Genomic DNA, 14,681 nt, shown 5'->3' on the forward strand with positions numbered 1-14,681 from the left:
CGCGGAAGCCGTGAACGGCGGGAAAGCGACGAGCGGTTCCTCGCGTAGGCGGGGAGCCACGGGAGGCCGTGTCAGATTGGGTTCAGTTTCGGTCAGCGTTTGTCCCGAGGGGGCGAGTCAGCACATCGTCAGCGCGGGAAACCAGATTTCCTTCACAGAAGTAACGAAGGAGACAGGCCATGGATCAAGCAACCTTGGACACCGGCACGCGCTGCTTCCGCCTGACCGACAAGGGCCGTGCCTGCGTCGACATCGTCGAGTGCGAGCAGCAGACGCTGGGCTCGCTGTCGCGCTACCTGCACGACGTGCTGATGATGTGCGGCACGGGTATCTGGTTCGAGCAGCTGCGCCAGTTCATGCCGCCGCGCTCGCTGGAGGAATCATTGCAGTCGCTGCAGAACCTCGGCCTGATCGAGCGCGTGCACTAGCTACCAGAGCTTCGCGCAGTTGCCGCGAAGCAGCACGGGCCCCGGTGTCGCCGGCGAGGCCGTGGATTCGAGGCTCACCATCAACTTGCCCACTTTCGAGAGCAGCTTCTCCGACGTATCCGGCAACTGCGAAACCGAGGACCCCTTCGCCGGCACCGTCCCCAGCACGAAGGGCGCACCTTCGGCCGGCACGGCCCACAGCACCATGTGCTGGCCCGCGGCGGGCGGCTGCAGCGGGCCGATCACTTTCACGGTCATCACGCGCCCGTGGCGCAGCGAGCTCACCAGCACCTTGCCGTTGCCCTCGGCGTCGGTGAGCAGGCCGACGTAGCTCGCCGGCAGCTTCTCGCCCGCGCGCATCGCCACCTGGTCGGGCGACATGAAGAACGTGGGCGCGACCATCAACGCGGCCAGTGCCACGCCCGCGCCTGCGATCAGTCCCCCGACGCCCCAGCCCGCCACGCGCACCCAGCCGGAGCGCTCCCCACGCGGCGCATAGGCCGGCCGCGTGCGTGCCTCGATCGCGGCCCACACACGCGGCGCGGGCTCCACAGGCCTCACGCTCCCGGCGAGGCGGCCCAGACGCGATTCCCATTGCGCGACGACGAGTGCCACATCGACACGGTCGGCCTTCAACCGCTCGAAGCGCCGGCGCGCACCGCCCGCGAGCGTGCCGAGCACGTAGGCGGATGCGAGCGCATCCACGAGGCGCGGGTCGCTGTACCTCATGGCGCGCCTCCATCGGCCGCGAGGCACGCCTTGAGCTTATCGAGGCCGCGCCGGATCCACGCCTTCACCGAACCGAGCGGCGCGCCCATCTGCGCGGCCACCTCGGTGTGCGAGAGGCCCTGGTAGTAGGCGAGCGCAAGGCTTTGCCGGTGCGTGCCGTCCAATGCCTGCATGCAGCCTTCGATGCGCAGCGACCGCGCGGCTTCGGTGAAGAGCTCCAGCGCACTCGGCGACGCGGGGCCGATGTCGGCCGGCGTGCCGTCTTCGTTCTCGGGCAGCGCCGTCTCCCGCCGGCGCGCCTGCGCGCGCAGCGAGTCGAGCGCCTTGTTGCGCACGATGGCGATCAGCCAGGTCATGGGCTGGATGTCCTCGCCGCCGACGTTCGAGCGGTAGCTGCCCGCGTTCTTCCACACGCTGACAAAGGCTTCCTGCAAGGCGTCTTCGGCGGCCTGCTCACGCCCCAACATACGAAGCGCGAGGCCGAACAGATGCGCGCGCGTGCGGCGGTAGACCTCCTCGAACGCGGCGTGGTCGCCGGCGCCGGTGTCGGCCAGCAATGCCTGCAGGCTGCGGGGGTCGTCGCGCATGCGGCGCAGTATACGAACCGGGGTCTGCGTGCGTTGCGCCATGTCAAGGGCCTGCGTCAGTGGCACGTCAGTCTCCTGGGCGACAGTCGCTCCAACGACAAACCGGAGACAGCGTCATGACCGAGCCGACCCGGCTGTACGCCATCACACCCAAAGGCAGGCAGGTGCTGCGCGGGCCCACCGTGTGGTGCCTCACCGCGCACCTGCGCGACGTGCTTGTCCTTTGCGACCCCGCGATCTCGATGGCGCACCTGCGCCAGACGATGCCGCGCGAATCGCTGAATGCGGCGCTGTTCGCGCTGTGGGACCTCGGCCTCGTCGACGGGCCACCCGTCGAGGCGCCCGATCATTCGCAGTGGGAATTCGATGCGCGCTCGCGGCCGATCGGCCCGCTGCCGCGCGCAAGAAAGGCGCGCCCCGTGGAGGGCGCGCCTGCAAGGGCAGCCTGACTTCAGCCCTGGCGCTGGTACACCGTCAGCCGCTGCTCCGCGGTCTGCGCGTTGTGCGTCGCGGTGAGCGACACCTCGAAACGCGTGCCGGGGATCGGCAGCGCGCTGGGGCGGGTGCTCAGCGTGAAGAAGCCTTCGCGGTCCGCCTGCACGGTCTCGGTCATCACCGGCTGCGCCACGCTCAGGCGGTTGCCGAACACCGGCGCGACCGCTTCCACCCGCGCCGTCACCCGCGCGAACGGCGCGGTGCGGCCCTGGATCACGAGGTTGCCGTTGGCATCGACCTGCGCGTTGTGGGCGGGTGAGGTCACGGCGAGCGTCAGCGGGCCACCGGGCACTGCACCCACGCGGTCGCGGCCCGCGACCTCGAAGTTCCAGCTCTTGCTCACGGCATTGCCGGCGAAGTCGCGCGCGGTCACTTCGGCGGTGTGGCGGCCCGGCGGCAGGTCGCCGCGGAACGTCACTTCATTGGGCGTGATGCGCGACTCGGACGTGACGTCGCGGCCGGAGATGGTCAGGCGCACGGTGGCGGGGTCGACACCGCGGCCGCCGTTGTCGTCGAACTGCGCGGACACGCGCTCGGGACCGGACAGCGAGATCACGTCGCCGGGGCGCGGCGTCATGCCCACCACTTGCGGCGGCTGGTTGTCGCGCGGGGCGGTGTTGGCGGACAGGCGGGCGGTGACGGTTTGCGTGCCGGAGCGCACCGTCGCGACGGCCGTGTCGAACGCGGCGATGTTGTCGCGCTGGCGAATCGTGTACGTGCCTTCATAGCGGCCGGGCGCCACTTCGCGCATCGGGATCGCCGTGGCGACGCCCGGGATCTCGAAGGTCGCGCTCAGGCCCGGGGGCGCCGTGAAGATGTAGTGCAGCTCGCGGCCGGGCTCGAGGCGTTCGCGCGGCCACATGCGGAAGTTCTCGACGCGCGGCAGCGCGGCGACCGGGGTCGGTGCGTTGCCCATCGACAGCGCCTGGAACGACGACGGCCAGGTGAAGTTGCTGGTCGCCGTGCTGCGGCCCGAGGTGAGCCTGGCCACGATCGGCTGCGTCGGGTCGATCCTGTCCTTCGCGCGCACGGTGTACGTGCCGCGGTACATGCCGGCAGATGTTTCCTTCAGCGTGAGCGTGATGCGGCTGAAGGTGACGCTCACCTTGCTGCGGGGCGTGCCTTCCAGCGCGAACGACAGGTCGGCGCCGCGGCTCAAGCCCTCGTCGCTGTTCACCTGCATGGTGATGATTTCAGGCGCGGCGTAGCGCGGTGCGGCGACGGCCACGTTGGGGGTTGCCACGAAAGTCGCGGCGGCGGGCAGCAGCACCATTGCTGCGGCAACGGTCGAGCGGAGTCTGGCTTTCATGAAGCACCTCATGAGTCATTGGCAATACCCAGAACGTAAGGTCGGGCTGGCGCCGTGCACGTAGGTGCAAAGACTGCGTGCGAGTAGGACTTGTCGGCTCAGCAGTAGCCGCTTCAGAAGCCCAGCTTGAGCCCGACGCGAAAGGTCCTCGGCAGCGACGGGTGAACGTGCAGCGTGGCGGGCGTGGCGCCTTCGGCGAAGCGCGGTTCGCCCGGCAGACGGGACGCGTAGGCGTACTCGATGTCGCTCGCCTTGCGGTCGAACAGGTTGAAAACGTCGAGGGAGAGTTCGGCGCGCGGGTTGAACCTGTAGGCCGTCTTCAGGTTCACGAGCGTGCTGGCCTGCGCGCGGACGGTGTTGTCCTCGACGAGCGGCCGCGCGCCGAAGTGGCGCACGCGCGCGCCCACCGTCCAGGGCCCGCGCTGCCACGTGATGCCGAGCGTGCCCACCGTCTCCATCGCGCCGGGGATGCGGTCGCCGGCCGGGTCCGCGTCGCGGAAGCGCGCGCGAGTGGCGGACACATCGGCATCGACTTCCCAACCCGGCGCGGGCCGCCAGTTGGCCGTGAGCTCGAGGCCCGATCGGCGTGAGGGCCGCGACGCTTCGGTCGTGCCCGCATCGCCCGCGAAGACGAGTTCGGAGTCGAGCTTGAGCGTCCACAGCGCGGCGGTGGTCACGAGCGTGCCGCCCGCCCACTTCTGCCGCGTGCCCAGCTCGTAGCCTTCCGCGCGCACCAGCGGCGTTGCCCCTGCACGCGCATCGTTGCTGTGGAAGCCGCGGCCCCAGTTGGCGTACACGTCGAGCCGCTCGTTCGGCAGCCACGCGAGCGACGCCTTCGGGCTCGTGAGCGAGGCCGACTGGTGCCGGTCCCAGCGCACACCGGCGGTGGCGCGCCACTGCGGCGTGAACTGCAGCTCCGCCTGCGACCACAGCCCGAGCGCATCGACATCCAGCGCGTCGCTTCGCACGGTGGCCAGGCGCCGGCGCTGCTGCGTGTCGAAGAGCGCCACCTGCGCGATCTCGTCGCGGCGGAAGTCGACGCCGTAGCTCACCACCGACTCGATGCCGCCGATGCGCAGCCCGCGCTGCTGCGATGCATTGAAGCCGTAGGCCGTGCGCCGGTCCACCTGTTCGAACTGGTCGAGCGCGGGGCCCGCGTCGCACGCGGGCGGCAGCGGCGCCGCATCGCAGCCGCGCGTGTAATAGGTGAAGTCGGAGAACAGGTCGAACGAGTAGCGGATCGCGTACGCGGACAGGTGCGTGTCCACGCCGTCGCCGCTGCGCGCCCAGCCCGCCTGCGCGGACGTGCGCCGCGTGCGGCCGCCGGCTGTGGGGTCGAGCGAGTCGAAGCGGCCGAGCGAGCCGTTGTCGATGGCGCGCTGCGGCACCTGGTCGGTGGAGACCCAGCGTGCGTCGTAGTGGTTCACGCCGAAGGTCCAGCCGTTGGATGCGGTGCCCTGCGAGTACTTCGCAGCGAGGTTTGTCTTGCGCAGGTCCTGCGCGACAGTCCACGGCCCATCGTCGCGGCCGTGCTCGGCCGCAAGCAGCAAGTCCCCACCGCCCGCCGCGAACGAACCGGCGGTGAGCACGCGCCGGTAGCCGAAGCGCCCGGCCTCGACCTGCGCGAACGGCTTGTCGAGTTTTCGCACCGTGCGGATGCGCGCGCTGCCCGCCGCGGAGAAGTCGCCTTCCTCGGCGTAGTACGGCCCCTTGCGGTACTGGATGGTGTCCACCAGCTCCGGGATCAGGAAATAGAGGTCGGTGTAGCCCTGCCCGTGCCCGTGCGTGGGGAAGTTGATCGGCACGCCGTCAACCCACGTCGCGAAGTCGGTTCCATGGTCCAGGTTGAAGCCGCGCAGGAAGTACTGGTTGGCCTTGCCTTCGCCCGCATGCTGGGTCGCCACGAGGCCGGGCACCGACTCCATCACGTCGCCCGCGCGCAGCACCGGGCGAGTGCGCAGCTGCTTGGAGGTGACGATGCCTTCGCTGGCGCTGGTGGCGGTGCCCTGCAGGTCTTCCCGCGTGCTCTGGATCGTCACTTCCTGCAACTGGACGCTGGCGGGCTGCGCGCCGGCCGCCGCGGGCAAGGCGAAGGCAACAGCAAGGCGGGCCGCAAGGCGGCGGCGCGGAAAACGGGGCACGGGGACTCCTCCAGGACGCTTTTCGCGGATCGTAGCGTGTACGAAAGAACGCCGTCGGCGGATGCAGCCCCTAGAATGCGCCGCATGCAGCGCCGCCAGTTCCTCATCGCAGCGGTGCTCCTTCCGGCAGGAGGCGCCATGGCCGACCAACCCAGAGTGCAATCGCTTGATGACGCGTTGCGCTGGCTCGACAAGCTGGAGCGCACGCCTGCCGCCAAGGCCACGGGTGCCTGGCCGCTGACGGCCGTGCTGGACCACCTCGCGCAGAGCATCGAGATGAGCATGGACGGCTTCCCGCAGCCCAAGCCCGAGCTGTTCCAGAAGACCGCGGGCAGCGCGGCGTTCAAGTACTTCAAGTGGCGAGGAAAAATGAGCCACGGCCTCGACGAACCGATCCCGGGCGCGCCGGGCCTCGCCGCGGGCGCGGACTGGAAGCCCGCCGCCGTTCGGCTGCGCCGCGCCATCACGCGCTTCAACGGCTACTCGGGGCCCTTCAAGCCGCACTTCGCGTACGGCCCGCTGGAAAAGGGCGACTACGCGCTGGCGCACACCTTCCACATCGCCAACCACCAGGAAGAGATCCTGGTCACGCCGGGAAGCTGACCGCTACTTCGAGGCCGGGGTTCGCGTTGCGCACGGTGAAGGTCGCGCCGTGCGCCTGCGCAATCAGCTTGCACAGGTACAGGCCGAGGCCGACGCCGCCGGTGGCGCGTTCGCGCGCGGCGTCGGGGCGGTAGAAGGGTTCGGCGAGTTGCGGCAGCACGGCTTCGTCCACACCCGGGCCGAAGTCACGAATGGAGAGCACGACGCCTCGCTCCCCGCGCGCGACGCGGAGCACCGGCCGCTCCCCCTCGCCGCCGTGGCGCAACGCGTTGTCGATGAGGTTGCGCAGCAGCAGGCGCATGCGCACGCGATCGAGCTGCAACTGAGGCAGCGGGTCGTCCACTTCGACGAGCACGCCGCGGCCGCTAGCCACTTCGAGTGCGAGCGTCCCGAGGTCCGTGGGCTCGCGCTGCAGCGCGGCGTGGCCCTGGCCGAGGCGTTCGCTCTCCAGAAGCTCGGTCACCAGGTCCGCCATCTCCTGCAGGTCGCGCAGCAGGGCTTCGCGCCTTGCGGCGGCCTCGCCGGTTTCCGGCAGCAATTCGGCATTGAGCCGCGCGCGCGTGAGCGGGCTGCGCAACTCGTGGCTGATCGCCAGCAGCAGCGCGCGCTTGGCGTCGAGCATCTGGTGGATGCTGCGCGCCATCGTGTTGACGTCGTTGGCCAGGTCGCCGAGTTCGTCGTTGCGGCGAACGGGGATCGCCTGCGCGAACTCGCCACGGCCGAAGCGCTGCGCGCCGGCGCTGATGTCGTCCAGCGGCCGCAGCAGGCGGCGCACGTACTTGTACGCGAGCAGCGTCAGCACCAGCAGCATGGCGAGCGTGATCCAGCCCCACATGCGCGGGCGGTCGCGCCACGGCTGCACGTTCAGGCCGAACTCGATGCGGTGGCCGTCGGCCGTGGCGCGTGCGAGCAGGCCGCTCTCGGTGGCCCAGCGGTCGTGGCGGTGCGGGGCTTCCAAGTCGCGGCCGGGGTGGCTTTCCCAGTTGACCTGCGGGCCGGCGATGCGCACGGTGATCGGCAGTTTCTGCACGAGGCCGCGCGCGCGGTCGATGCTGGGCGGCGTGCCGATGTCGGCGGCGAGGTGGTCGACGTAGTCGCTCACGAGCGGCCGCGCGGCGTCGCGCCAGCCGATGCTCACGGCCTTCTGCATGCCGAACATGAAGGCGCCGGTGAGCGCGAGCGCGAGCAACAGGAACACCGCAACGAGGCGCGCCTTGAGCGAGTGGCGCATGTGCTGGTGCGCGCGGTGGTGCCAGGGACCATTGCCCTGCTGCGCATCGCCGCGGTTGCCGAAAAACTTAGGCACGGTCGCCTTGTTGCGCGCGCAGCGCCAGCGTGTAGCCCGCGTTGCGCAGCGTCTTGATCGCTGGCAGCGGCTCGAGCTTCTTGCGCAGCCGGCTCACGACGATGTCCACCGCGCGCGTGTACAGCTCCGCCTCGTGGCCGCGCAGGTGGTTGAGGATGTCGTCGCGGCTGAACACCTTGCCGGGTTCGCGGGCCAGCATCAGCAGCAGGTCGAACTCGGTGCCGGTGAGTTCCACTTCGCTGCCTTCGCGCTGTACGCTGCGCGTGGCCGGGTCGATGGTGAGGCCGTCGAAGCGCAATCGACCGTCGGCGGCGGCGGGCGCGCGGCGGCGGCGCAGCACGGTGGTGATGCGCGCCACCAGTTCACGCGGCTCGAAGGGTTTGGGCAGGTAGTCGTCGGCGCCGATCTCCAGGCCCACGACGCGGTCCATCACTTCACCGCGAGCGGTGAGCATCACGACGGGGATGTCGCTCGATGCGCGGATGGCCTTGCAGACCGCAAAGCCGTCCTGTTCCGGCAGCATCACGTCGAGGATCACCGCGTCGAAGCCGCCTTCGCGCAGCCGCGCGAGCCCGTCGCTCGGGCGCGTGGCCTGTTCGAGCTGCAGGTCGAACCGCGCGAAGTACGCCGCCAGCGGCTCGCCCAGCTGCGCGTCGTCGTCGATCAGCAGGAGGCGGGGCATGCCGCATTGTGCTTGCGCGCAATGCGCCATGCCGCATTGTCGGGCAGCCGCAGCAGGCTTTGCCGGACCGCTTCCTGCGCGTGCGGCGGCATCGCGTCGAACCGGTCGGCGAAGGCCATCGCGTGTTCGCGGTCGAAGCGCGGGCCCCACACCATCGCCAGCATTTCGGCCGGCGGGTCTTCGACGAGCGTGAGCACGCGCTCAGCCACGGTGCCAGCCACGGCGGCGCTCCAGGAATTCGCGGACCTTCGCCTGTTGCGTGGCGTTGAGGCTGTCGTAGAAGTCGCCGAAGGCGGCGATGACTTCCGGGCTCCTGGTGTTGATGGCGGCGGTCTTCTCGCCGACCATGGCCTGGGCCTTGGTGCGGTCGAACTTGTCGCCGGCGATGAGCGACTTCACGTCGGCGCGCGGGTCGCTCGTGCCGCGCAGGGCCATGCGCTGTTCGTGCAGCTTGGCGGCGAGCGCATTGAGCTTGGCTTTCTGCTCGGCGGAGAGATCCAGCTTGTCGGAGACGCGGTTGACGACCTTCTCGCGGAATTTCGCCTGGTCTTCGGCGGACATGCTGGAGAAGCGTTCGTGGCCGTAGCGGTGGCCGCAGCCGGCGAGGCTGCCGAGGACGACGGTGGTGCCGAGCAGGGCGAGGGCGGTTCGCTTGATCCAGGGGCGCATGGGGGGCTCCGTTGTTGGGGTGAGCGAATGGTGGAGCCTGCCGGCGCTTGTTTCATCTCGCGGCGGTCGCGCTTCTTTTCGTTTTGTATCGGGTCAGCTGAAAAGATCGGGCGTGGGCTCTTCGGCTCGCAACACGGCACCCACGTTCGCCGCGAGATGCTCCTCGGACCCCGACTTCGCCAGCTTGCCGACACGCACGCCGAGCAACCGCAGACGACGCGACAGGTCCACGCGCTTCAGGCACTGCCCCGCCGCGCGACGAATCGTCTTCGCATCGTCGGTGAACTGCTCGATCGTCAAATCGCGCGTCGCCGTCTTGAAATCGTCATACCGCAGCTTGATGCCGATCGTTTTCCCGACATAGCCCTTGCGCTGCAAGTCCTCCGCAACGCGCACGCACAAGTCGGTGAAGATCGCACCCAGCTCCGCACGATCGCGAACCGCGTGCAAGTCACGTTCGAACGTCGTTTCCCGGCTCATCGACACAGGCTCGCTCTCGGTGACAACAGGCCGGTCATCCCGCCCCCAGGCCGCGTCGTGCATCCACGCGCCGTACGACTGCCCGAAGTTGTCGACCAGCCACTCCCGGTCCGACTTGGCGATGTCGCCGATGGTGTGCAGGTGCAGCTTGTGCAGCTTCACCTCCGACTTCGGCCCGATGCCGTTGATCTTGCGCACCGGCAGCGGCCAGATCTGCTTCTGCACGTCGTCTTCATAGACGATGGAGATGCCATTGGGCTTGTTGAACTCGCTCGCCATCTTGGCGATCAGCTTGTTCGGCGCCACGCCGATGGAGCACGTGAGCTGCGTCGCCTCGAAGATCGACTTCTGGATCAGCCGCGCCAGCACGCGCCCACCCTCGCGCTGCCCGCCCGGCACGTCGGTGAAATCGATGTACACCTCGTCGATGCCACGGTCCTCCACCACCGGGGCGATCTCGCGGATCACCGACTTGAAGGTCCGAGACAACCGCCGCACCTCGTCGAAATCCACCGGCAGCACGATGGCATGCGGCGCCAGCTTGGCCGCCTTCATCATGCCCATGGCCGAGCCCACGCCGAACTGGCGGGCCGGGTAGGTGGCCGTGGTGATCACGCCACGGCCGACATAGTCCTTGAGCAGGGGAAAGGCATCGGGCGGGATCTTGGACAGCGGCACCCCCTCGAACCGCTCGCGCAGCATCTCGTCCACCTTGCGCCGGCCGCCGCCGATGACGACGGGCAGGCCTTTCAGCTGGGGGTACCTCAGAAGCTCCACCGATGCGAAAAAAGCATCCATGTCGAGGTGGGCTATACGGCGCGGGGAGCTCACCTGTACATTGTGCAGCGTTGAAGAGCAGGAGGTTTCAGGATGAAGAGATGGATCAAATGGACCGTCGGCGCAGTCGTGGGCATCCTCGTCGTGGCCTGTGCCGCGGCGGCCGTGGGCTGGAACATGGCGTCGAGCCGCATGACCCGCCAGGTGAAGGTGGACGTGAAGCCGGTGGCGTACGTGGAAGACGCGCAGTCGCTCGAACGCGGCAAGTACCTCTTCGAGTCGCGCGGCTGCGTGGACTGCCATGGCGCCAACGGCGGCGGCCGCACCTTCGTGGATGACGGCGCGCTCAAGATCGCCGGGCCCGACATCACCAAGGGCGGCGCCACCGCGCAATACCAGCCGGTGGACTGGGTGCGCGCCATCCGCCACGGCGTGAAGAAGAACGGCACGCCCGCGATGATCATGCCCAGCGAGGACTACAACCGCTTCACGGACGCCGACCTCGCGTCGCTGGTGGCCTACGTGCGCAGCCTGCCGCCGCAGAAGGGCGCAGCGGCGGTGGTGCAACTGCCGCCGCCGGTGCGCATCCTCTACGGCTTCGGCGCGATCAAGGACGCCGCCGAGAAGATCGACCACACGCTGCCGCCGCAGCAGCCCATCCCCGCGGCGGTGGACGCCAAGCATGGCGCCTACGTCGCCAACATGTGCATCGGCTGCCATGGCGAGCACCTCTCGGGCGGCAAGATCCCCGGCGGCCCGCCGCACTGGCCCGCCGCGGCCAACCTGACGCCGGGCGATGGCACGGTGATGACGCGCTACAAGGACGCCGCCGCCTTCCAGGCGATGCTCAAGAGCGGCAAGCGCCCCGACGGCACGAAGATCGAGGTGATGCCCTTCGAGTCGCTCTCGAAAATGAATGACCTGGATGCCCAGGCACTCTACGCCTACCTCAAGACCGTGCCGCCCCGCCCCGCCGGCGGACGCTGACGGGCCGCTGAGGAGAGGGGTGCGTTCTAAGGCCGAGTTGACCCAACGCAACTGGCCTTGAACGCGGGGGCGGCAGGATGCTGCGATGGAACGCCTGTCCACCCTCGTCACCCCCGACAGCGCGGACGAGGGCGCGCATAGCGTGGCGCGCCTGGTCTACGCCAGCGTCGCCTCCATCCGCGACTCGGTGTACGCCGAGATGGAGCGCATCCGCGCCAGTGCCCTGAAGCACAACGAGCCCGTGGGCGTGCATACCGCGCTGCTGTACCAGTCCGGCTGGTTCCTGCAGTGGAAGGAGGGCCCCGGCCACGCCCTGCTCAAGATCATGGACCGCGTGGCCAACGACCGCCGCCACCACGCCCTGCGCATCGTGCACGCGAGCCGCGGCGCGCGCCTGCTGGACGGGCCGTGGTCGATGGCCATCGTGCAGTGCGACGACCCGCCGCTGGAGATGGCCCAACGCGTCGAGGACGTGCGCCGCCGGATGGACCAGGGCGAGCAGTACTCCCCCACCGCCGTGTGGCGGCAGCTATCCACGCCCGTGCGCCACCCCGGCGCGCAGCGGCAGGCCGACCCCGACGCCTTCCAGCGCGTGCTGGTCTGCGCGTCGGCGGGCATGGGTTCGTTCGACGTGGTGCGTGCGCTCGCGGCGGAGCACGGCGAGGAGGTGGTGCACCGCCGATTTGCCGGCGCGCAGGACCTGGACGTGGGCACCGACTACGTGGATTTCGAGGAAGGCGACCGCGTGCTGCGCGTGATCGCGATGGCGCGCAAGGGCCTGATGGTGCCGCTGACGCGCGCATTCCTGTGCGACTACTCGCACATCATCCTGCTGCTGGACGGCGACGCCGAACGCTCGCAATGGATGGTGCAGCGCGTGGTGCAGGCCTGCGCGCACCTGCCGGCGCCGCCGCCGCTGCTGGGCGTGGCGCTCGAGCCCGGCACGCACCGGGCGGCCTTCGAGATTGCCCACCGCAGCGGGCAGGTCTACCTGGAGGCGGTGGCCAACCCCGACGATCCACTCGCCACCTGGGCGGCCGTGTCGCCCCAGTTGGCGCTCTGGCGCGACGCCGCGAACAGCGGCTCGTCGTTGGCGCCGGTGCGGCGCGCGTCGGCGTAGATCGGGCCGGGCAGCAGCACCTCGCGGCCGACGTTGTTGATGTCGGTGTGGCCGCAGAAGGCCATGGTGAGGTCCAGCTCCTTGTGGATGATCTCCAGCGCCTTGGTGACGCCCGCCTCGCCCATCGCCCCAAGCCCGTACACGAACGAGCGGCCGATGTAGGTGCCCTTGGCGCCCAGCGCCATCGCCTTGAACACGTGCTGGCCCGAGCGGATGCCGCCGTCCATGTGCACCTCGATCTTGTGGCCCACGGCGTCCACCACCGCCGGCAGCGCCGCGATGGACGACTGCGCGCCATCGAGCTGGCGGCCGCCGTGGTTGGAGACGATCAGCGCGTCGGCGCCGGTTTCCACGGCCAGGCGCGCGTCCTCCACGTCCTGGATGCCCTTGAGGATCAGCTTGCCGCCCCAGCGGTTCTTGATCCACTCCACGTCCTTCCACGTGAGCTGCGGGTCGAACTGCTTGGACGTCCATTCCGAGAGCGACCCCATGTCCTCCACGCCCTTGACGTGGCCGACGATGTTGCCGAACTGGCGGCGCTTGGTGCCCAGCATGCCCAGGCACCAGCGGGGCTTGGTGGCGAGGTTGATCATGTTGCGCAGGGTGGGCTTGGGCGGCGCCGACATGCCGTTCTTCAGGTCTTTGTGGCGCTGGCCGATGATCTGCAGGTCCAGCGTGAGCACGAGGGCCGAGCAGTTGGCGGCCTTGGCGCGGTCGATCAGGCTGTTGATGAAGTCGCGGTCGCGCATCACGTACAGCTGGAACCAGAAGGGGTGCCCGCCGGTCTCCTGCGCCACGTCCTCGATCGAGCAGATGCTCATGGTGGAGAGGGTGAAGGGCACGCCGAACTTCTTGCACGCGCGCGCGGCGAGGATCTCGCCGTCGGCGTGCTGCATGCCCGTGAGGCCCACGGGGGCGAGGGCTACCGGCATGGAGACCGGCTGGCCGATCATGGTGGTGCGCAGGCTGCGGTTGTCGATGTTCACGGCCACGCGCTGGCGCAGGAGCATCTTGTCGAAATCGGCTTCGTTGGCGCGGTAGGTGCTTTCGGTCCACGAGCCGACGTCGGCGTAGTCGTAGAACATGCGCGGGACGCGGCGCTTGGCTAGGACGCGCAGGTCTTCGATGCTGGTGATGACGGTCACGGGGGGTCTCCTGAGGCTTGCAGTGAATGCTAGTCGGTGGGGAGGCGTGGGGGGTGAATTTATTTGGGCGGCGGGTTAAATTTGCTCAAAGTACCCAGGTTCATACATCCACTACGACCCGCGAAGGTAAGCCATGAAGGGTAATTCACGAACTGTCATGCTGGGAAGAGTCATCATGACAATCGCGACGCTCATGTACGGGGTCATCCCGCCCTTCGTCGACCTCACCGAGACGCACGTCTTTCATCCAGATTGGACTCCGCACGCGCGTATGCACATGGTGTGGCTGCTTGGCACAAACACCAGCATAGCGCTGGTGGCGCTCTACTTTCTCTGGCTACAAAAGTCCAGCTTAGCCCTTGGGGTTCGTCTTGCCGGCGTGCTCGGGCTGTGCGTGTATGGCGGCTTCATGCTCAGCGCATCCACGACCTCCCTTTACGGGGGATCGCTGAGTGACAAGGGGGGAGTGCCTCCAGTCATGGGCATGGACGCAAACATTCTTGTCTTCTCACTTGCTCTCTTACTGCTGCTGGTGGGGTGGTACTTGGCTCGTAAGAGTGACGTCTGACATATCGTTCAACGCGGACACCGTACGTCGTACGCCGGCTTCGCCAGATCCTTCCGCACGGTGCCGGTTCACTTTGCGTTAGACATCATTCAGATGATCTTGTGGCTACTCGTCGCCCTTCCTATCGTTGCTGCGGGCGTGGCCTATTCGACGTCTGCAGGGCGCGTGCCTATGCAGGTGTTGCCCATCTCCGTAGCCTGTATCGCGGCAGCGGAGTGCTGGCTCTTGGCTGCTCGGTCGGGGTCGTGGAGCGGAGCCCAAGTGGCGGCTTCTTGCGCCTTGGTGGTCGTCGTCCCGTGGCTTGGATTTCTTGGAAGTGCTTGGCTGTTGGCCCTGCGTCGAGGTGCACCTGCGCTGGCTGCAACTTCGCCGGTCGTGTACTACGCAGTCCTCGCGATCTCCGTCGTAGTGGGCGACATGGCGGGCTGGGTGCCCCAATGATGTTTGACTGGTCGATCGACGCGGACGACCAAGGGCGTCCGCTCGGTCGCTTTGCTCCCCGGGCACCTATCCATGGTCGCCGGTCATCTTCACTACAAGGGCTTCCCCGTCTGTCAAGCGATTGAATTCCTCGAGCGAAGCTCGATCTCCATTCTTCAAATTGCGTGCGCAGGCAGATTGCAGCGAAGGATGCGGACAGCGAAACTACAAACGG

General features: G+C 68.5%; 15 protein-coding genes and 1 pseudogene. 6 read left to right on the forward strand and 10 right to left on the reverse strand.

What is annotated here, in order from left to right; all coding sequences use genetic code 11:
* Nucleotides 1-179: 179 nt before the first annotated feature.
* Entirely contained in the window at nucleotides 180-428 is a 249-nt protein-coding gene (locus H8R02_RS13990; RefSeq protein ID WP_187082031.1) for a hypothetical protein, read from the forward strand.
* Here the strand turns inward: H8R02_RS13990 and H8R02_RS13995 are convergent, their stop codons facing one another.
* Nucleotides 429-1,157: an anti-sigma factor gene (locus H8R02_RS13995; RefSeq protein ID WP_187082032.1), complete on the reverse strand. Its 729-nt coding sequence runs from the start codon at nucleotides 1,155-1,157 to the stop codon at nucleotides 429-431.
* Complete coding sequence (locus H8R02_RS14000; protein ID WP_187082033.1) at nucleotides 1,154-1,744, reverse strand: RNA polymerase sigma factor; 591 nt, start codon at nucleotides 1,742-1,744, stop codon at nucleotides 1,154-1,156. The genes H8R02_RS13995 and H8R02_RS14000 overlap by 4 nt, the downstream gene beginning before the upstream one ends.
* 116 nt (nucleotides 1,745-1,860) lie before the next feature.
* Between H8R02_RS14000 and H8R02_RS14005 the strand changes: the two genes are divergently transcribed.
* Nucleotides 1,861-2,193 carry a hypothetical protein gene (locus H8R02_RS14005; protein WP_187082034.1) on the forward strand — a complete coding sequence of 111 codons (333 nt, stop codon included), beginning with the start codon at nucleotides 1,861-1,863 and terminating at the stop codon, nucleotides 2,191-2,193.
* A gap of 2 nt (nucleotides 2,194-2,195) precedes the next feature.
* On the opposite strand, the gene H8R02_RS14010 is transcribed toward H8R02_RS14005, so the two are convergent.
* The gene (locus tag H8R02_RS14010; RefSeq protein ID WP_187082035.1) at nucleotides 2,196-3,548 is read right to left on the reverse strand and encodes a hypothetical protein; all 1,353 of its coding nucleotides are present in this window, start codon (nucleotides 3,546-3,548) and stop codon (nucleotides 2,196-2,198) included.
* Nucleotides 3,549-3,661: 113 nt separating this feature from the next.
* Complete coding sequence (locus H8R02_RS14015) at nucleotides 3,662-5,689, reverse strand: TonB-dependent receptor (RefSeq protein WP_222622464.1); 2,028 nt, start codon at nucleotides 5,687-5,689, stop codon at nucleotides 3,662-3,664.
* A 138-nt stretch (nucleotides 5,690-5,827) separates the two neighbouring features.
* Here H8R02_RS14015 and H8R02_RS14020 point away from each other — a divergent pair, with 138 nt between their 5' ends.
* On the forward strand, nucleotides 5,828-6,292 hold the full coding sequence (locus H8R02_RS14020) for a DUF1569 domain-containing protein (protein WP_255429328.1): 465 nt from the start codon (nucleotides 5,828-5,830) through the stop codon (nucleotides 6,290-6,292).
* On the opposite strand, the gene H8R02_RS14025 is transcribed toward H8R02_RS14020, so the two are convergent.
* The 5 genes from H8R02_RS14025 to H8R02_RS14045 form a co-directional block, all read right to left on the reverse strand.
* Nucleotides 6,276-7,598 carry a sensor histidine kinase gene (locus H8R02_RS14025; RefSeq protein ID WP_354004920.1) on the reverse strand — a complete coding sequence of 441 codons (1,323 nt, stop codon included), beginning with the start codon at nucleotides 7,596-7,598 and terminating at the stop codon, nucleotides 6,276-6,278. The genes H8R02_RS14020 and H8R02_RS14025 overlap by 17 nt on opposite strands.
* Nucleotides 7,591-8,280, reverse strand: a complete 690-nt coding sequence (locus H8R02_RS14030) for a response regulator transcription factor (RefSeq protein ID WP_187082037.1) — start codon at nucleotides 8,278-8,280, stop codon at nucleotides 7,591-7,593. The genes H8R02_RS14025 and H8R02_RS14030 overlap by 8 nt, the downstream gene beginning before the upstream one ends.
* On the reverse strand, nucleotides 8,262-8,501 hold the full coding sequence (locus tag H8R02_RS14035) for a hypothetical protein (RefSeq protein ID WP_187082038.1): 240 nt from the start codon (nucleotides 8,499-8,501) through the stop codon (nucleotides 8,262-8,264). Before H8R02_RS14035 ends, H8R02_RS14030 begins: the two co-directional genes overlap by 19 nt.
* On the reverse strand, nucleotides 8,482-8,949 hold the full coding sequence (locus tag H8R02_RS14040; protein ID WP_187082039.1) for a Spy/CpxP family protein refolding chaperone: 468 nt from the start codon (nucleotides 8,947-8,949) through the stop codon (nucleotides 8,482-8,484). The genes H8R02_RS14035 and H8R02_RS14040 overlap by 20 nt, the downstream gene beginning before the upstream one ends.
* Before the next feature lie 93 nt (nucleotides 8,950-9,042).
* Entirely contained in the window at nucleotides 9,043-10,227 is a 1,185-nt protein-coding gene (locus H8R02_RS14045) for a Y-family DNA polymerase (protein WP_187082040.1), read from the reverse strand.
* Nucleotides 10,228-10,299: 72 nt separating this feature from the next.
* Between H8R02_RS14045 and H8R02_RS14050 the strand changes: the two genes are divergently transcribed.
* Both H8R02_RS14050 and H8R02_RS30795 read left to right on the forward strand, forming a co-directional pair.
* The gene (locus H8R02_RS14050; protein WP_187082041.1) at nucleotides 10,300-11,193 is read left to right on the forward strand and encodes a c-type cytochrome; all 894 of its coding nucleotides are present in this window, start codon (nucleotides 10,300-10,302) and stop codon (nucleotides 11,191-11,193) included.
* Nucleotides 11,194-11,278: 85 nt separating this feature from the next.
* Nucleotides 11,279-11,575, forward strand: a pseudogene (locus H8R02_RS30795) (BLUF domain-containing protein); the annotation flags it as partial.
* A 605-nt stretch (nucleotides 11,576-12,180) separates the two neighbouring features.
* Here the strand turns inward: H8R02_RS30795 and H8R02_RS14055 are convergent.
* Entirely contained in the window at nucleotides 12,181-13,458 is a 1,278-nt protein-coding gene (locus H8R02_RS14055; protein ID WP_187082042.1) for an alpha-hydroxy acid oxidase, read from the reverse strand.
* 175 nt (nucleotides 13,459-13,633) lie between these two features.
* On the opposite strand from H8R02_RS14055, the gene H8R02_RS14060 reads away from it, so the two are divergent.
* Complete coding sequence (locus tag H8R02_RS14060; RefSeq protein WP_187082043.1) at nucleotides 13,634-14,026, forward strand: DUF6640 family protein; 393 nt, start codon at nucleotides 13,634-13,636, stop codon at nucleotides 14,024-14,026.
* The last annotated feature ends 655 nt before the right edge of the window (nucleotides 14,027-14,681 follow it).

The organism is Ramlibacter albus (assembly GCF_014297445.1).
Taxonomy (GTDB): Bacteria; Pseudomonadota; Gammaproteobacteria; order Burkholderiales; family Burkholderiaceae_C; genus Ramlibacter; species Ramlibacter albus.

Excerpts from the sequence above, each read along its gene's own strand:
- H8R02_RS13990 (WP_187082031.1), top strand. The coding sequence starts at position 180 with ATGGATCAAGCAACCTTGGACACCGGCACGCGCTGCTTCCGCCTGACC.
- H8R02_RS13995 (WP_187082032.1), bottom strand. The coding sequence starts at position 1,157 with ATGAGGTACAGCGACCCGCGCCTCGTGGATGCGCTCGCATCCGCCTAC.
- H8R02_RS14000 (WP_187082033.1), bottom strand. The coding sequence starts at position 1,744 with ATGCGCGACGACCCCCGCAGCCTGCAGGCATTGCTGGCCGACACCGGC.
- H8R02_RS14005 (WP_187082034.1), top strand. The coding sequence starts at position 1,861 with ATGACCGAGCCGACCCGGCTGTACGCCATCACACCCAAAGGCAGGCAG.
- H8R02_RS14010 (WP_187082035.1), bottom strand. The coding sequence starts at position 3,548 with ATGAAAGCCAGACTCCGCTCGACCGTTGCCGCAGCAATGGTGCTGCTG.
- H8R02_RS14020 (WP_255429328.1), top strand. The coding sequence starts at position 5,828 with ATGGCCGACCAACCCAGAGTGCAATCGCTTGATGACGCGTTGCGCTGG.
- H8R02_RS14030 (WP_187082037.1), bottom strand. The coding sequence starts at position 8,280 with ATGCCCCGCCTCCTGCTGATCGACGACGACGCGCAGCTGGGCGAGCCG.
- H8R02_RS14040 (WP_187082039.1), bottom strand. The coding sequence starts at position 8,949 with ATGCGCCCCTGGATCAAGCGAACCGCCCTCGCCCTGCTCGGCACCACC.
- H8R02_RS14045 (WP_187082040.1), bottom strand. The coding sequence starts at position 10,227 with ATGGATGCTTTTTTCGCATCGGTGGAGCTTCTGAGGTACCCCCAGCTG.
- H8R02_RS14050 (WP_187082041.1), top strand. The coding sequence starts at position 10,300 with ATGAAGAGATGGATCAAATGGACCGTCGGCGCAGTCGTGGGCATCCTC.
- H8R02_RS14060 (WP_187082043.1), top strand. The coding sequence starts at position 13,634 with ATGACAATCGCGACGCTCATGTACGGGGTCATCCCGCCCTTCGTCGAC.